The sequence below is a fragment of the Cupriavidus sp. GW821-FHT02F09 genome, from assembly GCF_059421605.1.
On record NZ_JBWKVH010000010.1, the window covers coordinates 142,866 to 165,404 of the forward strand.

Sequence of the window (22,539 nt, forward strand, 5' to 3'; positions counted from 1 at the left end):
CAGCACACGCCGATCACAAAATGGCACATCAGACACTTCCATCAACCGCTTTACGAACTTCCCGCGCCATGCCGCGCGCTGTCAAGATCCGCCCACTGAGCGCCTGTACCGCGTGGAACTGGATGCCCGGCAGGCAGCGGACGCCACCTCGATTGCCGCCCACGCGGCCGGTAACCGACATAGCGCAGGCGTGATGTTGCCAAGCCTGGAGCGGGTATCATGTGCGACGCAGATCAACGCACAACAATGCACAACAACGAACAATCACCACGGGATCCCACCCGCCTAATGATTTCCGCAGATCCAGCCGGCGCGGCCGGCACCGGCCCCGACGCCTCGCTGCCCCGTGCCGAGCGGGCCTACCAGCACCTGCGCAATGCGATCCAGGCCGGGCAGCTGCCCTCCGGTACCCGCCTGCGCGAAGTGGAGCTAGCCGCCTCGCTGGGGCTGTCGCGCACGCCGGTGCGCGAAGCGCTGTCGCGGCTGGAATCCGAAGGCCTGGTCGTCAACGAGCCTAACCGGGGCATGATGGTGACCCAGCTCGACGCCAGCATGGTGAGCGAGCTCTATGTCATGCGCGAGGTGCTGGAAGGCACCGCCGCCGCGCTGGCCGCGCGCCACGCTACCGATGTGGAAATCTCGCTGCTGCGCGACATCGTCCAGCGCGACCTGGCTATAACCGACCAGCCCGACAAGCTCGCCGCCAACAACCGGCTCTTCCACGAAACGCTGCACCGCTGCGCGCACAACCGCTACCTGCTCAAGACCTTGCGCTCGCTGCACGAGTCGATGGCACTGCTGGGGCGCACCACGCTGGCGCTACCGGGACGCGCCCGGGTCTCCTACGAAGAGCACATTGCACTTGTGGAAGCCCTGGAGCAACGCGATCCCGCGCTAGCCGAGCAAATCACGCGCCGGCACATCCAGCAGGCGTACAAGGCGCGGCTATCGATGTGGATCGAGGAACAATCCGAGGCCTGAGGCCTGAGTCCTGGCATGCGGGCAGCAATCTTCACTCAGGTGGCCGCAATCGCCCGCGCCCCGCGCCACGTCCCCAGGCTAAGCACCGCCAGCGCCCCCAGGATCAACGCCACCGCACCGAACGTCTGCGGCGCGATCTGCTCGCTGCCCAGCCACGCGCCCACCGCCAGCGCCACCGGCGGGTTCACGTAGACATAGCTTGAGGAAACCGTCGGCGATACGTTTGCCACCAGGTACATATAGGCAGAAAACGCCACCAGCGACCCAGCCACCACCAGGTAGACCCACGCCCACCACGCCTGGCTGCTGACCGTCCGCGGCCAGGGCTCGCCGAACGCAACGGACAGGACCAGCAAGATCGCCCCGCCCAGCAGCATCTCGGCGGCAAACGCCACCGCACCTTGCGGCAAATCCAGGCGCCTGGCGATCTGCGAACCAAACGACCAACTGCCGATAGCCACCAGCAAAGCCATGACGCCCGTGGCACTCGCGCGAAACTCCGCGCCGCCGGTCAGCACCAGGATGCCCGCGCTGCCCAGCGCAATGGCCAGCACTTCGTACCAGCGCGGCCGCGCGCCAAAGCAAATTCCCCAGAACAAGCCAAAGATCGGCATCGCACCAATCATCACAGTAGTCGCCCCGGACGAGATGGTCTGCTCCGCCACCGCCGTCAGCCCCATTCCGCCGACCAGCAGGAAACCGGCCAGCACACCGCAATTGCGCAACTGGCGCAAGGTCGGCATGGCGGCGCCGCGATAGCGCAACCACAGCGCCAGCAACACGCCGGCGCAGAGAAAACGCGAACCCATCATCAGGAACGGCGGAAAGCTCTCCAAGGTGAAACGGATGGCGAGATAGGTCGTGCCCCATACCAAGTAGGTAATCATCAGGCAGAGCAGCAAGCGGGGGGAGATGGTGGGCACGGGAAGACCGGGAGAAAGCACAGGGGGCCTTCAAGATAGCGCGATCCGGTGCGCCCGCAAAAGGAAAATGACTCGCAAGGCTTGTGAGGCGATCTCACAAAAGTGAGCAACGGAGCTAGCGCCAATAAAAAAACCGGCCAAAAGGCGCTGCGCTCCTCGGAGCGACGCGTTGGCCGGTTTTGCCGCGCGAAACAGATCCGCGCCGGTTTGACATGGCATCTGCCATCCTTCGCCAGGACAGATGCGTTAGCGCATCGCCGCGACGGGCAGCATGAAAGCCGTCAAACCAAGACTACATACATCAACAACAAACAACAACAGTTAACTACGACGCACTACGGCAGCATTCACTCTTGATTCTTGATGTCGGTGCTCGGGCGATCAGCCGTTCGCGAAAACGATCTTTGCCTTGCGAGCCTGGTTCTGAAGGCGGCCCAGCACGGATTGCACAGCGGCGATGGCGCTCTTCACGTCGTCGACGAAGGCCGGGCTGCGGGGACCAAGTTCGCGTTCGATCAGTTCACGCTCGAGTTGGTCGGTCATCTTGATGTCGGATTGGGTGTTCATGGCTTTCTTCCTTTCAGGGATAACCCTCATCGGGTTTTCCCTAATTGTAGCAAAAGAAATGACGCACAGCAGCATTAGGTGATAGTACGTACCGCGCACCGCAGCGAATGCTGAAAAACGCAACCATGAGATGTTGCTCAAGCCACTCTTGGCTAGCAGAAAAAGCGACGTACTATGCTCAACAATGAACTTATATGCGCTTTTGTATGCCTTTTTTGATCGCTATTGCGATTTAGCTCTCTCCGACACAACTTGCTACGTGCCCCATAGCCTGCCTGATATTGCGCTCTGTGACGCCCCGCCAACGGCGGCCAAGCCCCTCTCAACCGCTGCAGCCAGGGCCGTTACCTATTCGACGCACCTGAAAGCACCTCACAATCCGTGGAGTACGTGCTGCACCAGCAGAGCGGACAGGACGAACATGGTCGTACCGATGAGACCATCCAGCACCTGCCAGGCCCTCGGCCGGGCGAACCACGGCGCCAGCCAGCGCGCGCCAAAGCCCAGAAGCCCGAACCAGAATAGGCTGGCAAAACTGGCGCCCGCCACGAACCAGCCTCGCAGCGCTGCCGGTTGCTGGGCACCGATGCTGCCCACCAGCAGCACCGTATCCAGATAAACATGAGGATTGAGCAGCGTGAACGCTGCCGCCTGAGCCAACGCGGCACCCCTGCTAAGCCCCTTCCCACCGTCGGATGCTTTCAATGGACGAGCATGCCGCGCGCGGCGCAGCGCCTGCCATCCATATACCGCCAGGAAGACGGCACCGGCCAGTGCCAGGACACGCGCGAGGCCGGGGCGCTCCCCCAATGCCTGGGCCATGCCCATGACACCCGCTGCAATCAGCAATGCGTCCGCCATGGCGCACAACAGCACCACGCTGCCCACATGCTCACGACGCAGCCCCTGGCGCAGTACGAATGCATTCTGTGCGCCGATGGCCACGATGAGCCCCAGGCTCAGGGCCAGGCCTTGGAGGGAAACGGATAAGGCAAGAGAAGTATTCATACATCTAGCTTGCCTGCACTAGCGAATGAAGACAAACTACCTTTTCTTCATTCTATTTAGCCGAACTTAACTTATGCTGGATTACTCCGCTCTATCCGCGCTGGCTGCCGTGGTTCGGGAGGGTGGCTTCGAGCGTGCAGCCCGCGCTCTCCATGTAACGCCATCGGCAATTTCGCAGCGCGTTCGGCTGCTGGAAGAGCGCGTAGGCTGCGCGCTGGTGGTGCGCGATCAGCCCTGCCGGGCCACGGAGACGGGCCGCCGGCTTTGCCAGCACATTGACCGTGTGCGGCTGCTCGAGCAGGAGTTGCAAGGGGCGCTACCGGCGCTTGCCCCGGAGGGCATGGCACGGGTAGCGCTGCCCATTGCGGTGAATGCCGACAGCCTGGCCACCTGGGTCGCGCCGGCCATCGCCACCTTCGCGGCAGAAAGTCCCGTGTTGATGGAGGTGGCGGTGGACGACCAGGACCACACCACGGAGTGGTTGCGTAGCGGCGCAGTGCTGGCCGCCATAACAGCCACAGCCCGTCCTGCCGCTGGCTGCAACAGTCGTCCGCTGGGCTCCATGCGCTACCTGGCGGCCGCCAGCCCGGCTTTCATCCAGCGCCATTTCGGCGATGGCGTGGGCGCCGGCAGCCTGGCGCAGGCGCCCAGCCTAATGTTCAACACCAAAGATGAGTTGCAGGCGCGGTGGGTGCGGCGTTTGTGCCATCGGCACGTGGAGCTTCCCCGGCACACGTTGCCTTCGTCCCACGCCTTTGTGACAGCGGCGTTGGCTGGCATGGGCTGGGGCTTGCATCCTGAGGCACTGATCGCCCCTCATCTTGAGGACGGTTCACTCGTCGAGTTGGTGCCGAACACCCAGCTTGATGTACCGCTTCACTGGCAACACGCACGCGCGGCGTCAGGGTTGCTCGAAGGTTTGAATCGCGAGGTTCTCGCCGCCGCTCGCGCCGCGCTGTTACCGCCCTGAGTGGCGCCGGGTCAAATGCGCGTTATCTGATTCGGATGCACGCCTGCTTTTGGCTTAACTCCGCCGAATTGCAGGCGCGCTGTGCTGGTCCGCAATTGAGCGGATTGACCTGCACCACTGGACGACAGAACTGTGCTCTTCCGATCTGACAGGGTTGAGCGCAAACCGTGGCAGGAAACCGTGGATAGCCCAGCTTTACAGGGCCACATTGAACCAGACAGGTGGGCTACAAGCCAGGACGAGAGTTTCGTCGTGATGAGGCCGCCAAAGTGGGCATGGCTGTATGCTGCCCTGCCGCCGCCTCTTAAGAGAAGCGAACTGTTCATCGTGCGCCGTCGAAACCGCTGCCCGCGGCCCTGAGTGGCGCCTCTCGCCAAACCTGGTTCACGAATCCAGACCCATGGGCCAACCCACCCGACGCAGTTTGATCGTATGCAGAATTGGCGTGCTTTCGCTCCAGCCGTCTATCCGAACACCTTTACCGCGAAATCCAGAAAGCTGCGCAGCTTCGGCGTCATTCGGCGGTCCGGGGCGTAGAGGATATGGAGTGGACGGGTTGGCGGTTCGTAGTCCGCTAATAGGCGCACAAGCCGGCGGGCAGCCAGATCAGCCTCCACCAGTTCAAGCGGCTGCAGCAGGATGCCCTGCCCAGCCACCGCAGCCATGCGCAGGGCTTCACCGCTGTCTGCCATCAGCCGTCCGGTCACCGGCACGGTGACGCGGCCATCGGCACTACAAAAATCCCAATGTGTTCGTAGAGAGGTATGGGAGAAGCCGAGGCATTGATGTTGCTGCAGATCCATCGGGTGATTCGGCGCCGGACAATTAGTGAGATAAGTCGGCGCCGCACATAGTACGAGTTGATAAGGCCGCAAGGTGCGGGCCATCAGGCTGCTATCGGCCAATTCGCCCACCCGGAACACGGCGTCGTAGCCCTCATCAATCAGGTCAACCGTGCGGTTCGCGAGCGTGAGGTCCACAGTGACGTCCGGGTGGGCCGCCAGGTAGTCGGTCAGCGATGGCGTTAAGGCATGGATTCCAAAAGTGACCGGCGCGTTGACTTTGAGTCGACCGCGCGGTGTGGCGCGGGTCTCGGCGACAAGTGATTCGGCGGCTTCCACCTCGGCAAGAATGATTCTGGCCCGCTCGTAAAACGTCCTGCCGATTTCCGTCAGGCTATGGCGCCGGGTCGTGCGGCGAAGCAATCGAACGCCCAGGTGCTGCTCCAGCATCTGGACATGCTTGCCAACCAGTTGGGGGGAGGTCCGCAGAGCGTCTGCTGCCGCCGAGAACGAGCCGGCCTCGACGGTCTTGACAAAGATCTGCATGGCAGCAAGACGGTCCATTAGAAATATCTCGTTTGCAGTAAATCAGCGCTTTACCAATTTATCGCGTCTTGTTTGCTGCCGTACAGTGTGTCCATCACGCTTCACGGACAGGAAGACATAGTGCGGAGCGCGATTCTGAAGGCACTCGGCACATGAGTTGCCCATACTTTTTTTGAGAGGCCGAGCATATTATGACGGTAGAAACAAACAAACTAATCATGTCCCGCTTTGTGGACTTCATTAACACCGCCAGCGAGCAACTCGCCAAAGAGCTCATTTCTCCTGACGCAATATTCCATGTTCCGGGTCGGCCAGAGCCCGTGGTGGGTCCGGCCGGCTATCTTGAGATCATAGGCATGATGCGCGGTGGATTTCCGGATATTCAATGGACGCTGGAAGAGTTGGTCGCTGAAGGTGAGAAAGTGGCAGCTCGATTCACGATGCGTGGTACGCACCAGGGCACCTTCTTCAACATTCCTCCCACAGGCAAGAAAATTGAAGTTCAAGCGACGAACTTCTACCGGTTGTCTGGTGGGCAATTTGTCGAAGAGCGCGGGCAACCCGATCTGCTTTCCTTGCTTCAACAGATCGGCGCTGTTCCGACGTAACCCCATTGGAGCTATTCGTCACGATACGCAAGGGACGTGCCGATTAGCGTGCCCATTCTGCCGAACCATTGATGTACCTTGGTGACCATCTCGGTGATGGCCGGCTCGCTTCCTTTCAGTTGGGAACGGCGTAGTCCACCTGCTGTCGCCAAATACGGACACCCTCCAGTGCGTCGCGCACTGCGGTATGGGCGGGGTGATCGGCATAGGCGCGCAACGCGGACACAGACTCGAAATCGGACAGCAGCACGACATCAGCGGCGTAGTCGATACGGCTGATGTCCACGCCAACCTCGATTTGCAGCAGCCCGGGAACGCGGCCGGCCAGGCTCTCGAACTGGCGCCTCACCAGTTCGCAGGCGGCCTGGCGTTCGGCGTCGCTGCCGGCCGCGACCTTCCACATGACTATATGACGGATCATGCGCGGCTCCTGAAAGGTGGAATCACTGTGACGGGAATTAGCATCGGTTGAGGACAAAGTCATGGTGCAAGGTGTAGTAGGGTTGATCCAGTTCAGACCCGTCGGGGGCGATGCCGGCCGGGTGCGAGATCCAGTTGGAGACTAGGGTCGAACGGACACCGAACACGGCATCTGAGTCGAGATACGGGCCATCGCTGCGGAAGATATGTGTGATCAGCCGCTCATAGCTTTCGGCTTCGATCTTGAAGTGCAGGTGCGCCGGCCGCCACGGATGACGCTCCAGAGCCTGCAGCATGCGGCCTACAGGACCGTCATAGGGAATCGGATAAGGCACGGCCAGGATCGAGCGGAAATGGAAAGCACCCGTGGCATCCGTGCGGACCCTGCCCCTGCCCTGAAGGTGATCGAGCCCGGCACGCTGGACATCGTAGAAGCCTTCGTCATCGGATTGCCAGACTGCCACTTCCGCACCGGCGACCGGTTCGCCGCCGAGTCCCCTGACGGTCCCGGAAACGAAGCACGGGATGCCACGGGCTCCATTGGCGATATCCCCGCCGTTCTCCACGACGGGCGAGTCTTCCACGTAGAACGGGCCGAATACCGTGGCCTCGGTGCAGCCAGGCGGTTTGCAGTTGTTCAATGCAGTCACCAGCGTGGAGAGACCCAGTGTGTCGGAGAGCAGGATGAACTCCTGGCGCTTGTCGTCGCACATCTGGCCGGTTTCGGTCAGGAAGCGGATCCCTTGATGCCACTCCGCTTCCGTCAACTCCACTTCACGGGCAAATTCGTGGAGGTGCTTGACCAGACTCTCCATAATCTTGACCAGGCGCGGATTCCCCGACCGGTTGGCTGCGAGCACGGCCTGGGTGATGCTGACTTCGTCGATGTCTTTCATTGTCACCATGATCCCGATGAAGGTGTCGTGGCGTCCGCAGCGGCGGACGCCCACCGGCTACTTCAGTTTGAACAGCTTGATGGCATTGCCGCGGCCGATCTTCTCGCGATCCGCCTCGCTGATACTCGCGTGGTCAAACCACTTCGCGGCATGATCGACGTTCTCGAATGGCCAGTCCGTCGAGAACAGGATGCGGTCCGCGCCGACCTCCAGAATGGCATCGATCAGCGTCTGGTTGTGGAAATTGCCGGATGTGGTCAGATGGAAGTTCCGTTGGAAATAGTGGCGGAAGCTCTCCTGCGCGGGATAAGACTTGGGGGTGTCGACCCAGGCATTGCGGTTGTCCATGCGCCACAGGCTGTACGGCAGTCCCTCGCCCAGGTGGCCGAGGACGATCTGCAACGCGGGATGCCGGTCGAACAGACCGGAAGCCATCAGGCGCAAGGCGTGGACCGCGGTCTCCTGCCCGAATGCCCACGTCGGACCCAGCAGCCAGGGGTGACCTTCGTAGATCTGGGCCCATGATGCGATCGGGTTGCGCGGATGCAGGTAAAACGGCACATCCAGTTTTTCCACGGCAGCCCAGAACGACGCGTATTGCGGCGCGTCGTAGTAGACGACGTTCTCGGGTGAATCGATCTGCGAGAAGCCGTTGACCAGCGCCCCGCGCATGCCCAAATCCCGGATGCAGCGCGTGAGCTCCGTCGTGGCGAAGTCCGGATCCTGCAGTGGCAGTGCCGCCAGCCCCTGGAACCGGTCTGGACGCCGCGCCACCTGCTCCGCCAGAAAATCGTTGGCACGGACTGCCAGCTCGCACGCCTTCTTGCGATCGGGGATCGCCTGAATCGCTGGCGCATTCAGGGACAACAGCATCATCTCCATGCCGTTCTCGTCCATCTGCCGCAGGCGGTCATCCTGGATGTCGAGCAGCCGCCGGCTCAATTCCTTCCAATAGTCGCCAGGGACGAAGCCGGCGGAGTCGTTGAGCGTCTCGGGAATGGCGAAATGCTCTTCCAGTCCAATCTTTCCTTGCATGGTGTTCCTTGTTGTCGAATCTAAGGTCCCGGGATAGGTCCGGTGAACGTGAGGGAGGCGTCGTCGATGCGGCTCAGTACTGCCCCTTGGCCTCCAGGCCAAGCAAATGCTGGCCGGCCATTGAAGACACCGCATCCCAATTCAGGCTGATGTGCTTGGCGATGGCATTGCCGTCACGCCAGAGGCGCTGGATCGGCTGCGACAGCGCCAGGCCGTTGCCGCCCGTGTTGTCGAAAATGGCATTGATCGAATCGCGAGCGAGCCGCGCGGCGAAGGCATGGTCGAGTCGGTTGCGGATACGTGTATCAACGTCGATTTCCTGGCCAGCCAGGGCAAGTCGCTCTACTTCGGCCACGTCGCGATAGATCAGCAGGCGGGCGGCATCAATCATCGCCGATGCTTCTGCGACCCGAGACTGGACCGGGAAAAACTCTGCAAGGCGGCTGCCTCCCCCCGCCACCGCGCCACGCGTGACGCGCGAGCCCGCGGCGGCAAGGAAGGCATCGATAGCGCCTTGCGCCGCGCCCAGTATCGGCGACACCAGACACACCGGCAGCGCCGACAAGAAAGGGATGCGGTAAAGCGGATTGGTGTTCACCACCGCGCCGGGCGGCAGGTTAGATGAGGCCTGAGCGAATGTCAGCTTCCGATGAGCCGGCACCAGTGTGGGGACCTTGATGTCGACAGCCTTGGAGCCGGTGCCCGCCTGGCCGGCCGTGAACCAGTCGTCATGGATTGTCCATTGCTCACGCGGGACGAGCAGGAACCCAGCATGTGGCACCGGTGTCTCGTCGTCCGGCGCGAACTGCACGCCGATCAACGCCCACTGGGAATTGTCGATATTCGAAGCCCAGTGCCATCTGCCCGCGACGACGTAGCCGTCCTGAACGCGCTCGGCCTTTACCGTCGGGGCATAGGAGCCGCACACGATAGCATCCGGATTGGTACCCCAGACGTCCTCCTGAGCCTGAGCCGGAAAAGTGCCGAGAAGCCACTGGTGGACGCTGCCCAACGAGCAGCCCCAGGCCGACGAGGGGCAGCCTCGCCCGAGCTCGCTGATGATGTCCACGAACGCCGAGAAACCGTACTCGTAACCGCCGAAGCGCGCAGGCTGCATGAGCCGGAAGAAGCCTGCGTCGCGAAAGAGCGCCGTGGCCTCTTCGGAGACGCGCCGTGCCTCTTCAGTCCGCTGGGCATGCGGCCTCAGGAAGCCTTCAGAGATCTCCCTGGCGCGCTCCATCAACCTGGAGAGCTCGGGCGCACTCGCCACTGGCGAGTGCCTGCCTGGGGCGCCTGCCGCATCCACGCGGGAGGCCTGGGTGGGGTTGGGGGAATCGTTCATCGCTGCACTCGTTTCGGGACATGGCGTCGTTGCCTGCCTGAAATCTACGTCCAGTTATTTGCAAACGCAAATATTTTGACGTAAGGAGTTACCCTAGTTCGAGTGCTTTTCCAGAAAGTGAATGCGGCGTTGCGCCGCATCAGCACCAGGGAAAGCTGGAATTTGGCGCCACATAGGGGATTCCCCCTTAGGAAAAACCCCGAGGCAAGAATTCTGCTCAGAGCAGGCGCGAGAATCTATACTCTTAATTAACTTGCAAACGCAAATATATAGATGCTAGCCGGCAAGCGGCGAAAGGTTGGAATACATGCGTACTAGCATCTGCTTGAGCACCTTAACTTCCTCCGCGCTGAAGCCAGCGATGACCACCCTTTCGAACAAGGCGCCAAGCGGGATGGTCTGGGAAGCGAGCTGGGCACCCGGGGCAAGCAGTTGAATTTTGATCGAACGCGCATCCGCAGTGTCGCGGCGGCGGGCAACCAGGCCCTTCTCCTCGAGCGAAGTGATCAGGCGCGACAGCGTGGAGACGTCGATGCTGGTGTGCTCCGCGAGCTCAACAATGGCCTGCTCGTCGCGGTGCGAGAGTGAGGCGAGTACGCGGTAACCGGGCAACGTAATGTCGAACTGCCGCAGGTACTTCGAGAAGGCTACGCCAATGCCTACACCAGCACGATTGAGGAGATACGGCACCGATTGCTCTAGGTCGAATCCCTCCGGAACCGCAGCAATAGCAGGCTCGATGCCCCGGGATTTCGGCTTCGCTTCTCGAGCAACGGACTGAGTACTTTTTTTGGTCGGCTTCATGCTGGCGGGTCGGTGGCTGTCCATACAGCGTCGCAGTGTCGGTGCGAAGCGAATTTTAGCATGCACATGCATGTAAGCCTGAGCGGCACCACCGTTTCGGGAACAAACTCTGAGGAGACTATCATGAGCTGGGAAAGTGCATGGGCCACTTCGCCGGGCGATCTGCCGAACGGCAAACTAGCAGCGCCGGACTTCGATCCGCGCGATCTGCGCAACGCATTGGGGCGCTTTGCTACCGGGGTATGCCTGATCACAACCATGGGATCCGACGGCAAGCGCGAGGGCCTGACCGCGAATTCGTTCAGCTCCGTTTCGCTGGAGCCGCCTATCGTCCTGTGGAGCTTGCGTCGGGGCGCTGGCAGCCTTGCCACGTTTATTACCGCAGAACACTTCTGCATTAACGTGCTGCATGCCGATCAGATCGATATCTCCCGCCACTTCTGCCGGCCCCAAATGGACAAGTTCACGGAAATCGAGGACGCATTCGATAGCGGAATCGGGAGCCTGCCCACGCTCAAGGGAGCGCTGGCGACGTTCGAATGCAAGCGCATCTCCCACCAGGTCGTGGGCGATCACGTGATCTTCTACGGCCTCGTGCAGCGCTACACCTACTGCGATGCGAATCCCCTCGCCTTCCACGCTGGCAACTATGCCTGCCTGCAACCGGCTTGATGCCGCCATCGGCCCTTTACCTGGATAGAACCATGGATCGTACAAGTACTTCGTTGGCGGGGACGCGAGTGGCCACGCGCGCAGTTCCCGGTGAGGTTGCCTTCTGGTGCGCCCTCGTTGCACTGCTGGATGGATTTGATACGCAGGCCATCGCCTATGTCGCCCCCGTGCTCGCAGAGGCCTGGCGCATTCCTGCGGCATCTTTCGGCCTGGTGTTCGCGGCTGGCTTGCTGGGGCTGACCGTCGGCACACTCTTCGTCGGACCCTATGCCGACAAGATTGGCCGAAGGCCCGTGATCATTGGGTCGACTATCGTGTTTGGCGGCTTCGCCCTGGCGACGGCCTACGCCGGCTCCATCGAGCAGGTGCTGGTGCTGCGCTTCCTGACCGGCATCGGGCTGGGCGGAGCCATGCCGAATCTGATTGCCCTGACCTCGGAGGTGTCGTCACCCACAGCCAGGGCGCGTATGGTGACCATCATGTTTTCGGGCTATCCGCTCGGGGCCGTGGTTGGCGGCTTCGTCAGCGCCGCGCTGATCGGGAAGTTTGGCTGGCAAGTCGTTTTCTACCTTGGTGGCGGATTACCGCTGCTGGTGGCCCTGGGTCTGCTTCTGCGGCTCCCCGAGTCTCCGAGCTTCGGCGCCATGTCGCAAAAGACCATCACGCAAGAGCCGACCTCCGGCGTAGTAACTCCCCCAAGCGTATCCGAGCTGTTCCGGAGCGACCACCGCCGGACCACGCTTCTGGTTTGGCTCGCCTACTTCTGCACGCTGTTGGTTGTGTTCACGATGACGGCCTGGCTTCCGACGCTCCTCAAGCAACGGGGGATGAGCGTGTCGCTTTCCATCGTTACCACTGCGCTCCTGAACCTGGGCGGGGTAGTGGGCGGCGCCTTGCTAAGTGCGTCCGTTCGTCGTTTCCACCCTTTGTCGCTAATCGCTGCGTCATACGCGGCCGCCGTGTTCGGAATCATCGTCGTCGCGGCAAGCGGTGGCAACAGCCAGTTGCTCATGATCGCAACCTTCCTGACAGGTGCCGGCCTGGTCGGCTCGCAACTCCTGATGAACGGGGTCGTAACGGAACTCTATCCGACGCGCATTCGCGTTACCGCGGTGGGATGGGCTCTTGGCGTGGGGCGCGTCGGAACGGTGCTGGGGCCCTTGATTGGCGGGTTCCTCCTGTCACAAGGGTGGAGCTATCTGGCCATGGTCGCCTGGATGGCCGCGCCAACAGCAGTCGCGGCCCTGGCCGCACTCCTGCTTCGCCGGCAGGCCGCGGCCAAGCGCGAACACGCTGCTTGACACTTCACTGAGTAAGCAATGACGCAGTAACACACTGGTCGGCCACCGCGCCGGCCTGGGTCACTGCGTGCCTAAATTAACTAGAACAAGAATGGAGGAGACATGAAATTCAGCATTCTGGCGGCCAGCGTGGCCTTTGCAGTGCCTTGCGCCGTCAAAGCGCAAAATGTGACGCTATACGGCGTGGTCGACACTGGCATCGAGTACGTGAATCACATAGGCGCAGGCAACAGCAGCGTGGCGCGCATGGACAATCTGTCCGGCGCGGTGCCCTCGCGATGGGGCATGCGCGGTACCGAAGATCTCGGCAGCGGCCTTAAGGCCGCGTTCGCGCTCGAATCAGGCTTTGCGCCAGACTCAGGTGTGTCGAACCAGGGCGGCAGGCTGTTTGGGCGTCAGGCTTGGGTGGGCCTTACCGGAGCGTGGGGCCAAGTAGCACTTGGGCGGCAGTACACCATGCTGTTCTGGTCGACGCTCGACGCCGACATGCTGGGACCGAACACGTTCGGCTCCTCGTCTCTGGACAGCTACCTGCCGAATGCTCGCGCGGACAACGCCGTCTCATACAAGGGCACGTTTGGAGGCGTGACACTTGGCGCAACCTACAGTTTCGGGCGAGACGGCGCCAATGCTGGGCCAGGACCGGCTGGCACCAACTGCGCCGGCGAGAATCCCGCCGATCACCTCGCTTGCAGAGAGTGGTCGGCGCTGCTGAAGTACGATGCAAAAGCATGGGGCGCAGGCGTGGCCTATGATTCGCTGCGTGGCGCGCCAGGGGCGTTCGCAGGTCTTACCAGCAGCGGGCTGAAAGACGATCGCCTGTCGGTCAACGGCTACGCCAATATCGGTGTGGCCAAGCTGGGCGGAGGCTGGATCCGGCGCGACAACAATGGCAGTACTTCCACGCCCCTCAGTGATCTCTGGTACGGCGGCATCTCGTACGCCGTGACACCGGCATTCAGTGTCGACGGTGAGGTTTTCCACCTGCGCTACCACAGCAGCGCCAATAAGGCCTGGCTATACGCGGCGCGCGGAACGTACGCGTTCTCCAAGCGGACCTCCGTGTACGCAACGGCTGGCTTCATCGACAACCGGGGGAGCCTGGCCTTGTCGGTCAGTTCGGGGGCGACGGGGTCGAATCCGGCGCCGGGCGGCAATCAACTCGGCGCCATGTTTGGCGTGAAGCATATCTTCTGAGGGGTGAATGAAAGATGAGAAGAGCGGGCTCTCGCGCCAGCTCCTCTCGCTTCGGCTTCAGCAATCATTATTGGTGAACCCAGGGGGGCTTCTTGGCTGCGACGACTGCAATTGCCCGATCCAACCATTGCGAGCACCGAACCGCGCAACCATTCTCGGTCATTTGCTCCGCAGCGAAGACTAGCTTTAGAGACGACCGCACGGTCATTCGCCAACGCGCCATGAAAAGCGATTTTCCAATCGCTCGTGGGCCTACCAAATGGGCCCCCATGCCAAGACGACTGCGTTTGCTTTTCACCCAATGCGCAGCCGCTGAATATCACGCAATGGAGGGGCGCCGAAAAGGCGTGCATATTCTCGACTGAACTGTGATGCACTTTCATACCCAACTTGCAGGCTTGCACTTCCCGCGTCGAGGTTTTGGCTGAACATGAGCTGACGCGCCTGCTGGAGACGCAATTGCTTCTGGTACTGGAGCGGGCTCGTGCCAGTGATGGCGCGAAAGTGCTGCCGAAACGTAGATGGGCTCATGTGCGCAGTCGCCGCAAGCTTGTCGACGTGCAGAGTCTGAGCGAAATTCAACTTGAGCCAGGCCACCGCCCTGGCGATCTGTTGACTCGGTGAACCTGTCGCTACCAGCTTTCGAAGTGCCGGGCCATTGCCTCCCGCCAGCAGGCGTACGGCGATCTCCCGTTGAATCAACAAGGAGACTTGGGGTATCAGCTTTGGCTCATCGAGCAATCGAACGAGGCGGATCAACGCATCCAGAACGTGCGCCTCAAGGTCACTGAATGAAATTGCCCGGTCTGAACTCTCCTTCGGGGGCTGCGCCAATTCCATCTCGGCCGCCAGTTGCACGATGACGCGCGGATCCATGGCCAGCATCAGGCCAAGAAACGGAGCGGCCGGCGTAGCTATGGTCACATTTGACACGACCGGCAGGTCGATAGTGGTCAACATGGATTGCCCGGGACCATAGTTGAATACGTCATCACCGAGCATGACCTGCTTGCCGCCCTGAGCGACAACACCCAGGCCGAACCCGTAGATGCACGGCATGGGTTCTGCGGCGGCACTCCTGCGGTGGAGAGTCAAGCCTGAAATTGCAGTGGAGTAGTCGCCATCGCTTTGGGCAACCCGGCTGATTGCCTCCACGAGGGCATCAATGCCCGCAGCCTTGACGGGAATACTCTTGCTGTCGCTCGCGTTCATCGTCCTTTTCGGCCCTCGGTTTGCTGCTCGGAGTCTAGCACCGGGCCGAAGCCAACCTACCCTGATGGCGCGCTATTCGTCGAATTGTGCAAAAAGTGGCGCAAATCTGGCAAACGGTTTCGACGCCTGATCCCTCAAACTGGCTCCCGTTGATGCTTACCCGGAGCTTTCCCGATGCCGTCCCTTTTCTCGCCCTACACCTTGAAGGGCGTCACCCTTCGTAATCGTATCGTCGCCTCCCCCATGTGCCAGTACATGGCTGAGGATGGGCACCTCAACGACTGGCACCAAAGTCACTATGCGACGCTGGCCCGCGGCGGCGCTGGACTCGTCATCGTTGAAGCCACGGCCGTGTCGCCGGAGGGACGGATCACGCCTGGCGATGTGGGCCTGTGGGGAGATTCTCACATTGCAGGCCTCGCATCTGCGGCCAAGGCCATCAAGGCCGGCGGCGCCGTAGCGGGTATCCAGATTGGCCACGCCGGTCGCAAAGCCGGCTGCACTCCGCCCTGGGAGGGCGGTGCGCCGCTGAACGAGAAGGACCCGCGAGCCTGGCAACCGGTGGCGCCAAGCGCGTTGCCCTTCATGCCCGCCAGTGCGCATACGCCACGCGAGATGCGCGTTGAGGACATCCAAGACACGCAGCAGCACTTCGTAGATGCCGCACGCCGCGCCCTGCAGGCTGGATTCCAGTGGCTGGAACTTCATTTTGCCCATGGCTTTCTCGGGCAGAACTTCCTGTCCACTCACTCCAATGCGCGGGACGACCACTACGGCGGCTCGCTGGAGAATCGCGCCCGCTTTCTGATCGAGACAGTGGCCGCAGTGAGGAAGGTATGGCCGGAAAACCTTCCGCTAACTGCGCGCCTGGGTGTTGTGGAATTTGACGGCCGCGAAGACGAAACGCTCACGGATTCCGTTCAGGTCCTGAAGTGGCTCAAGGATGCCGGCCTGGATCTCGTCGACGCGGGACTTGCCCTGTCGACCTCGGAAGAACAAGTGCCATGGGGGCCCAATTTCTTGGTGCCCTACGCACAACGGATTCGCGCGCAAACCAGTCTGCCAGTTGCAACGAGCTGGCAGATCACCAGCGCGCAAGAGGCCGACACCTTTGTTCGTGAGGGGCAACTGGACCTCGTCTTCTTAGCGCGTACCCTGCTGGCGAATCCGCATTGGCCTTTCCATGCGGCGCGCGATCTCAAGCTCGAGAATGCGGCGTCGGTGCTGCCCACACCCTACGCCTTCTGGTTGCAGAACTGGGCCAACTGAGATCGGCAGGCTCGCGCGAATGAAAGTCTACGGAGAATCGAACCAGCATGAGCAAACTCAACGTCAACGGCCGTGAGCACACGGTAGACGCCGATCCCGGCACGCCCATTCTATGGGCCCTACGCGACACACTTGGCATGACCGGCACGAAGTTCGGCTGCGGTGCCGCGTTGTGCGGCGCTTGCACCGTGCATCTGGACGGGCAAGCCATCCGCTCGTGCATCACGCCGATCTCAGCCGCTGAGGGCAAGAAGATTGGCACCATCGAGGCCGCCACCGATGGCAGCGACCGGCTCGGAACCGCTGTGCATGCGGCGTGGGTCAAGCACGACGTGGCGCAGTGCGGTTACTGCCAGAGCGGGCAGATCATGAGCGCTATCGCCTTTCTGAAATCGCTACCTCGCGGCAAGCAACCAACCGCCGCCGAGATCGATGCCGCCATGGCGGGCAATATCTGCCGATGTGGCACCTACGCCCGCATCCGCGCCGCGGTGGCCGATGCCGCCAAGTCCGTCGCCTGAAGGAGCCGCCATGTTGCCCAAATTTGACTACAGCGAAATGCCGCGCGCCCTTCTGCATATGCTGGAGCGAGACCACGCCGACAACGCCGCCAGGCTGTCGCGCCGTAGCTTCCTGAAACTGACGGGCACTGCCGGCCTGGCGCTCGGTGCCTTCCCGCATCTGGCGATAGGGCAAGCTACTGGAAACGGCCAGGCTACGAATGCCCTGAAGCCGACGCAGCAGCCCTTGGCCTTCGTGCAGATTTCCCCAAATGGCGAAGTCATGGTGACCATCAACCGGCTTGAGTTCGGCCAAGGCGTACAGACCGCGTTGCCGATGATTCTCGCCGAGGAGCTGGACGCCGACTGGAACCTGGTGCGTAGCCGGCACGGCTCGAACGACGCGGCCTTCGTCGACCCGCTATTCGGCATTCACCTTACCGGTGGCTCCCATTCGGTCAAGAACAGCTTCACGCAGTACCGAGAACTCGGTGCGCGTGCCCGCGCGATGTTGCTTTCTGCCGCGGCAGCACGCTGGAACATGGACGTGTCGACGCTGCGTACCCGGGCCGGGGCTGTGCTGGGCCCGGGCAGCAGGAAGCTGACCTACGGCGAGCTGGCCGAGGCCGCCATGGCCCTGCCCGTGCCCGAGAACGTCACCCTCAAGAACCCGCAGGACTTCCGCATTATTGGGCGCCCCACGACACGCCTCGACGCGCGCGCCAAGAGCAGTGGGCGTCAGGACTTCGGCATTGACGTGCATCTCCCTGGTCAGCTCACCGCTGTGGTGGCGCATCCGCCAGTGTTCGGCGCCCGGCTGAACACGATGGACGATAGCGCCGCGCGCGCCGTCAAAGGGGTGAGGGCCGTGCTGCGCGTGCCGCTGGACCGCGGCGGCGAAGGCATTGCGGTGGTGGCCGACGGCTACTGGCCTGCCAAGCAGGGGCGCGACGCACTGAAGTTGCAGTGGGATACGGGCGCGGTGGAAAAGGTGGACAGCGAACGGTTGCTGGCCCAGTACCGCGACCTGGCCCGTCGTCCCGGGCCGCGCCAGTTCGACGCCGACATGGCATCCCTGGCCACCGCTGCGCACCAGCTCGAAGCCGAGTTCGTGTTCCCCTACCTGGCCCACGCACCGATGGAGCCGCTGAACTGCACCGTCCAACTGTCTGACGGGCATGCCGAACTGTGGGTCGGCACCCAGTGCCCGGGTCTCGACGGTATCGCCGCCGCGCGTGCGCTGGATCTCAAGCCCGAGCAGGTGAAGATCCATGTGCAAATGGCGGGGGGCGGCTTTGGCCGGCGTTTCGTGGGCACCAGCGACTATGTGGTCGAGGCCTGCGAGGTCGCGAAGGCCGCTCGCGCCGCCGGCATGAACGCGCCGGTGCGCACGCTCTGGAGCCGCGAGGACGACATAAAAGGCGGCTACTACCGCCCCATGCACCTGCACCGCGCGCGCATCGGCTTCGATGAGCGCGGCAAGGTGCTGGCCTGGGACCACGTCATCGTTGGTCAATCCATCACGACCGGGACTGTGTTCGGGGAATTCCAGATAAAGAACGGCATCGACGCCACGGCCACGGAGGGTATGCGTGCTCCCTACCCGCTACCGATGCGCCTGACTGTTCACCACCCCAAGCTAAACGTACCGGTTCTGTGGTGGCGCAGCGTGGGTTCCACCCATACCGCATACGTCATGGAAACCTTGCTGGACGAGATTGCGCGCGCCACCAAACAGGATCCGGTGGCGTACCGCATGGGCCTGTTCGGTGACAAGAATCCGCGGCACCGCGCCGCATTGCAACTGGCGGTGGACAAGAGCGGCTACGGCAAGAAGCAATTGCCTTCGGGCCGCGCCTGGGGTGTCGCTGTTCACGAGTCCTTCGACTCAGTGGTGGCTTACGTCGTGGAGGCTGCGGTGCGGGATGGCCGTCCGGTGCTGCACCGCGTTACCGCTGGCGTGCATTGCAACCTGGTAGTGAATCCTCGGACGGTGGAGGCGCAGGTGCAAGGTGCGGCGGTCATGGCTCTGTCCATGTGCATGGCAGGCTCGGCCATCACGCTAAAGGACGGCATCGTCGAGCAAAGCAATTTCGGCGACTTCACCGTGGCGCGCATCACGGATACCCCCGCATTCGATGTCCACATCGTGCCCAGCGCCGACCCACCCACCGGCATGGGCGAACCGGGCCTGCCGCCGCTCGCACCAGCGTTTGCCAACGCCATTGCACGCCTCACCGGCAAGCCCCAGCGGCAGTTGCCCTTCAACTTGGCCTGACCGGACGTTATTGGGAGATTCCGGTCTCCTCTGTGTGCACACCCCGCTGGGCTGATCTGGCAGACGCCGGGGCTGCACGTCTGCCAGATCGCTTGGGCATCGTTTCGTCTTGCCCACCGTGCTTGCTTGCCGCTCTCGATGTTCTTCTTTCGACATCCCACCTTCAGAACACATCTGCAGCGAATTCTCAAACAGGCTCTCAGAACTTGTGGCGAATGCCTGCGGCGACACCGAGCATATTGCTTTGGCCGCTGGCAAGCGTGTAGCTATTGCCAAGGGAAAGGCTGTTCGCGTAGGCGATCATCGCGGAATCCAGTCCCAGGCCCGCGTTCTTTGCATATGCCGTGGTCAAGTAGACATCAGTCCGCTTGGAGAGGGCGTAGTCGGCGATGAAAGCAACTTGCCATGGGTTCGGGGTCGACGTGTTCGCGAAAAAGCGCTTGACGTGGTCATAGTTGTATTCGAGCGTCAGGCCAAGCGCCGGCGTCACCTGGTAGTTGGCGCCGATCCAGTAGAGGTCGTCGCGTTCAAGCAGGCTGCCATTCTGGTCCTTGTTCTGGCCCCAGCGGTAGCCGCCCATGATCTTTGCCTGGCCAAACGCATAGCTTCCCGCGATCGTCGCCTTCTTGAAGCTTCCACTCCCGAGGACAGCAGCATTCAAGGGGTTCGAAACGGTGGGATTGAACTGGTCGTAAGCAACAGCCACGCCGACAGGGCCGGCAATGTAGGTCAAAGCCGCACCATAGGCGGTATCGCGACGGAACTGGCCAGGGACTTCACCGTTGCCGCCTAGAAGCGGGCCATTGGCCACCGTCGTCGGCAACGCCAGGCCGGTACCGAAGGACCAGTGTGCCAGTGCGGTGACCGGGCCGAACCGACCTGTGTACTTGATGGTGTTGTCCTCGCGGAAGTTCGCGCCTGTCAGCATCACGATCGGTTCATACTGCGTGGCAAAGGCTGCGGGTACAAAGTTTGCCAGGCCTTCGAACATCGACGTGTACTGACGGCCAAAAGTCAGTTGGCCAAACTGCGAGCTTTGCATGCCCACATAGGCTTGGCGACCGAACAGGCGGCCGCCCTGCTGCGACGTGCCGGCATCCAGGTTAAAGCCGCTCTCCAAGACAAAAATGGAATTCAGCCCGTTGCCGAGATCTTCCACGCCACGCAAGCCCCAACGCGATCCAGACAGGCCGCCAGAGTCCATTCGGTAGACATTGTTTGACGGGCCCGCATTGAACTTGTTGGCTGCACTGGGCACCGCGCCAACATGGCTAGCAAATTCGACGTTCATATCCGCCACGCCATAAAGCGTCACGCTGCTCTGTGCGTATGCGCCGCCGGTGCAGATTGCGCCCGCAGCGATGAGTGCACCATGAAACTTGCTCCGCTTGCTGAATGATCCCATTGTCTCTTCTCCTTTGGTTTATTTCTGCGCCCCTGGCGTCCTCGTTGACCCGTGGCACCGCGACTACGGCAACGCCATGGGAGTGGGGTCGCGTACTAGATCCACTAGATCCACTAGATCGAACGTCACATTCGCTGCCGCGATCACAGCGAACGAAGCGTTCGTGTCCAGCCCGGCTGTCCATAGGCCGGCCATCGCCACCAGAGAATCTCCGCGCGGGTCATCTTGTTCGATCCGCATCATGAAACGTTCGATCACAGCCAGCGCGCTTCAGTAGCGTTCCTTACCGATCAATGCCCTATTCCGGCCTCGGGTGCAGGCAATGATATCAGCCAGAAATCTTTCTTGTCGACATAAATAACATTGAATGAAATGCGTTGAACGCCGCAAGCGCGCGCAGTTGGCCTTCGCGCGGCTCTGAGGCGACCCCGCGGTCACTGCTATGCTTATTCATTGGGAGATTGCCCTGAGGTGGCGCGCATCGGCAGGTGCTTTGGCTCGTTCTCCCGCGTGCGCAGCAGGTGAATAAGCAGCCGGTCTTGCCGGCGCCGAGGAGCCCGTGCCGTTCTGAGGAATTCGATTCGGGTAAAGCCCCGTTCAACACACAGCGGCGCTTGAGACTCTGCTAACCCGCGCTGATTTCTCCCATTGGCACAGCCGCAGCCTCGCGGGAGCCATACTTGCGAGCAGATATCGCGATCTTCGCTGGCAGCCTGCCGATAGAGAGGATAACTGGAGAGCGATGGCGGGCAGTCTTGCCCGCGCGCGCTTGGAAGGCCTACGCCGGCACAGCGCTGCGGCCGGCAGCGCCGCCCTTGCCTTTCTGGACGCCGGATGACAGGGCACGGACGGCTGCTTCGCGGGAATTTCCGATGCGCTTGTGCGCGGTCTGCAAGACCGCTTCGATGTCCCGCTTGATTACAGCGCGCTGCAGAGCACGCCAGGTCTTGAAGGAATTCTCCAGCGAGCCGGGATGGGCTGCGAGCCCCAGCCGCACATAGCGCAGGACCCGCAGCGAGATAGAGTTCAGCACCTCCCCTACCAGCCGGTTGCTGGACAGATCTGCCATGGCCATGTTTGCCAGGAAGGTCACGCTGATATAGGCGTCTACCGATTCCTCGGCGGCCTTGCTGAACTGCGGAATGAATTGCTCGAACAACGCTTCCAGCGCGTCCGCACGCTCTTCCATCAACTGCCTGAGCAGGATCTCGAACAGCGCGTCCCGCACGACGTAGATATCCCGCAGGTCCTGGGCATTGGGCTCGGTGACGATGGCGCCGCGCCGGGGACGGAACTCAATCAAGCGCTCCCGCTCCAGAATGCGCAAGGCCTCGCGCACAGGAGCGCGGCTGACCGCCAGGACCTCGCTGATGTCTTTCTCCAGCAAGCGCTGGCCTGCGTGGATCACGTCGATCGTAATCAGGCCCGCCAGCCGTACCGCAATCTGGTCAGCTACGGATGCCGACCAGTCGCGTCCATGCATAAGCGCCTGCTCGACAGCCAGCGTGACCGGATTCTGCGGTGTTTGCGGTGCAAGCAGCGACCGCAATTCCGGCGTGTTGGTAGTCTTGAGCCTGCCCATGAGTGGTAAGTCCTTCCGATGATTGGGGAACGGGTCGGGTGCTGCCCTTGGTCGGCATTGCACCGCTTGCAGCGCCCGAGATCTTACCTTACGTGGCGAATCGGGCAGATTGCGGATACTGCCAGAGCCAACGGGACCATTGATCCTGGCAGCCGCGCGTTCCCAAAACGACAAGGGCCTGCGCAGGACGACGTCCTTGCAGGCTCGCTACGGGCCCCCGGTACATCGGGCCGCCGCAGAA

General features: G+C 61.9%; 22 protein-coding genes. 10 read left to right on the top strand and 12 right to left on the bottom strand.

The features are described from left to right. Positions 1 to 288: 288 nt before the first annotated feature. On the top strand, positions 289 to 981 hold the full coding sequence (locus AC07XB_RS14270) for a GntR family transcriptional regulator (RefSeq protein ID WP_492373119.1): 693 nt from the start codon (positions 289 to 291) through the stop codon (positions 979 to 981). A gap of 35 nt (positions 982 to 1,016) precedes the next feature. Here AC07XB_RS14270 and yedA read toward each other — a convergent pair whose 3' ends face one another. After that, a complete protein-coding gene (yedA, locus tag AC07XB_RS14275; RefSeq protein ID WP_492373178.1) occupies positions 1,017 to 1,895 on the bottom strand; it encodes a drug/metabolite exporter YedA in 879 nt (292 codons plus the stop codon). A 111-nt stretch (positions 1,896 to 2,006) separates the two neighbouring features. Between yedA and AC07XB_RS14280 the strand changes: the two genes are divergently transcribed. Beyond that, positions 2,007 to 2,261: a hypothetical protein gene (locus AC07XB_RS14280; protein WP_492373120.1), complete on the top strand. Its 255-nt coding sequence runs from the start codon at positions 2,007 to 2,009 to the stop codon at positions 2,259 to 2,261. 24 nt (positions 2,262 to 2,285) lie between these two features. On the opposite strand, the gene AC07XB_RS14285 is transcribed toward AC07XB_RS14280, so the two are convergent. Continuing rightward, a complete protein-coding gene (locus tag AC07XB_RS14285; protein WP_150986638.1) occupies positions 2,286 to 2,471 on the bottom strand; it encodes a hypothetical protein in 186 nt (61 codons plus the stop codon). Between the two features lie 372 nt (positions 2,472 to 2,843). Beyond that, the gene (locus AC07XB_RS14290; protein ID WP_492828235.1) at positions 2,844 to 3,479 is read right to left on the bottom strand and encodes a LysE/ArgO family amino acid transporter; all 636 of its coding nucleotides are present in this window, start codon (positions 3,477 to 3,479) and stop codon (positions 2,844 to 2,846) included. Positions 3,480 to 3,552: 73 nt separating this feature from the next. Here AC07XB_RS14290 and AC07XB_RS14295 point away from each other — a divergent pair, with 73 nt between their 5' ends. Next, complete coding sequence (locus tag AC07XB_RS14295) at positions 3,553 to 4,449, top strand: LysR family transcriptional regulator ArgP (protein ID WP_492828233.1); 897 nt, start codon at positions 3,553 to 3,555, stop codon at positions 4,447 to 4,449. A gap of 464 nt (positions 4,450 to 4,913) precedes the next feature. Here AC07XB_RS14295 and AC07XB_RS14300 read toward each other — a convergent pair whose 3' ends face one another. Next, positions 4,914 to 5,795 carry a LysR family transcriptional regulator gene (locus tag AC07XB_RS14300; RefSeq protein WP_492828231.1) on the bottom strand — a complete coding sequence of 294 codons (882 nt, stop codon included), beginning with the start codon at positions 5,793 to 5,795 and terminating at the stop codon, positions 4,914 to 4,916. Between the two features lie 200 nt (positions 5,796 to 5,995). On the opposite strand from AC07XB_RS14300, the gene AC07XB_RS14305 reads away from it, so the two are divergent. Beyond that, positions 5,996 to 6,385, top strand: coding sequence for an ester cyclase (locus tag AC07XB_RS14305; RefSeq protein WP_492373124.1), 390 nt, complete (start codon positions 5,996 to 5,998; stop codon positions 6,383 to 6,385). Positions 6,386 to 6,500: 115 nt separating this feature from the next. On the opposite strand, the gene AC07XB_RS14310 is transcribed toward AC07XB_RS14305, so the two are convergent. The 5 genes from AC07XB_RS14310 to AC07XB_RS14330 all read right to left on the bottom strand — a co-directional run bounded on the left by AC07XB_RS14310 (position 6,501) and on the right by AC07XB_RS14330 (position 10,882). After that, a complete protein-coding gene (locus AC07XB_RS14310) occupies positions 6,501 to 6,806 on the bottom strand; it encodes a Dabb family protein (RefSeq protein ID WP_492373125.1) in 306 nt (101 codons plus the stop codon). Positions 6,807 to 6,843: 37 nt separating this feature from the next. Beyond that, a complete protein-coding gene (locus tag AC07XB_RS14315) occupies positions 6,844 to 7,701 on the bottom strand; it encodes an intradiol ring-cleavage dioxygenase (protein WP_492828229.1) in 858 nt (285 codons plus the stop codon). 57 nt (positions 7,702 to 7,758) lie between these two features. Further along, on the bottom strand, positions 7,759 to 8,736 hold the full coding sequence (locus AC07XB_RS14320; RefSeq protein WP_492373126.1) for an amidohydrolase family protein: 978 nt from the start codon (positions 8,734 to 8,736) through the stop codon (positions 7,759 to 7,761). A 73-nt stretch (positions 8,737 to 8,809) separates the two neighbouring features. Further along, a complete protein-coding gene (locus AC07XB_RS14325) occupies positions 8,810 to 10,078 on the bottom strand; it encodes an acyl-CoA dehydrogenase family protein (RefSeq protein WP_492373127.1) in 1,269 nt (422 codons plus the stop codon). A gap of 276 nt (positions 10,079 to 10,354) precedes the next feature. Further along, on the bottom strand, positions 10,355 to 10,882 hold the full coding sequence (locus AC07XB_RS14330) for a MarR family winged helix-turn-helix transcriptional regulator (RefSeq protein ID WP_492810679.1): 528 nt from the start codon (positions 10,880 to 10,882) through the stop codon (positions 10,355 to 10,357). A gap of 60 nt (positions 10,883 to 10,942) precedes the next feature. On the opposite strand from AC07XB_RS14330, the gene AC07XB_RS14335 reads away from it, so the two are divergent. From AC07XB_RS14335 to AC07XB_RS14345, 3 genes are all read left to right on the top strand, one after another. Continuing rightward, the gene (locus tag AC07XB_RS14335; protein WP_458766182.1) at positions 10,943 to 11,554 is read left to right on the top strand and encodes a flavin reductase family protein; all 612 of its coding nucleotides are present in this window, start codon (positions 10,943 to 10,945) and stop codon (positions 11,552 to 11,554) included. Positions 11,555 to 11,586: 32 nt separating this feature from the next. After that, positions 11,587 to 12,855 carry an MFS transporter gene (locus AC07XB_RS14340; protein ID WP_458766184.1) on the top strand — a complete coding sequence of 423 codons (1,269 nt, stop codon included), beginning with the start codon at positions 11,587 to 11,589 and terminating at the stop codon, positions 12,853 to 12,855. A gap of 102 nt (positions 12,856 to 12,957) precedes the next feature. Continuing rightward, positions 12,958 to 14,052, top strand: coding sequence for a porin (locus AC07XB_RS14345; RefSeq protein WP_492828226.1), 1,095 nt, complete (start codon positions 12,958 to 12,960; stop codon positions 14,050 to 14,052). Positions 14,053 to 14,346: 294 nt separating this feature from the next. Here AC07XB_RS14345 and AC07XB_RS14350 read toward each other — a convergent pair whose 3' ends face one another. Beyond that, positions 14,347 to 15,264 carry an AraC family transcriptional regulator gene (locus AC07XB_RS14350; RefSeq protein ID WP_492373131.1) on the bottom strand — a complete coding sequence of 306 codons (918 nt, stop codon included), beginning with the start codon at positions 15,262 to 15,264 and terminating at the stop codon, positions 14,347 to 14,349. Positions 15,265 to 15,438: 174 nt separating this feature from the next. Between AC07XB_RS14350 and AC07XB_RS14355 the strand changes: the two genes are divergently transcribed. From AC07XB_RS14355 to AC07XB_RS14365, 3 genes are read left to right on the top strand one after another with little or no spacing between them, the layout of a single operon-like run. After that, complete coding sequence (locus AC07XB_RS14355; RefSeq protein WP_492828224.1) at positions 15,439 to 16,533, top strand: NADH:flavin oxidoreductase/NADH oxidase; 1,095 nt, start codon at positions 15,439 to 15,441, stop codon at positions 16,531 to 16,533. Positions 16,534 to 16,580: 47 nt separating this feature from the next. Further along, the gene (locus AC07XB_RS14360; RefSeq protein ID WP_492373133.1) at positions 16,581 to 17,054 is read left to right on the top strand and encodes a (2Fe-2S)-binding protein; all 474 of its coding nucleotides are present in this window, start codon (positions 16,581 to 16,583) and stop codon (positions 17,052 to 17,054) included. Positions 17,055 to 17,064: 10 nt separating this feature from the next. Then, positions 17,065 to 19,311 carry a xanthine dehydrogenase family protein molybdopterin-binding subunit gene (locus tag AC07XB_RS14365; RefSeq protein ID WP_492828222.1) on the top strand — a complete coding sequence of 749 codons (2,247 nt, stop codon included), beginning with the start codon at positions 17,065 to 17,067 and terminating at the stop codon, positions 19,309 to 19,311. Positions 19,312 to 19,510: 199 nt separating this feature from the next. Here the strand turns inward: AC07XB_RS14365 and AC07XB_RS14370 are convergent, their stop codons facing one another. Next, complete coding sequence (locus tag AC07XB_RS14370) at positions 19,511 to 20,716, bottom strand: porin (protein WP_492828220.1); 1,206 nt, start codon at positions 20,714 to 20,716, stop codon at positions 19,511 to 19,513. Positions 20,717 to 21,494: 778 nt separating this feature from the next. Next, a complete protein-coding gene (locus AC07XB_RS14375) occupies positions 21,495 to 22,298 on the bottom strand; it encodes a GntR family transcriptional regulator (RefSeq protein ID WP_492828218.1) in 804 nt (267 codons plus the stop codon). Positions 22,299 to 22,539 lie beyond the last annotated feature (241 nt).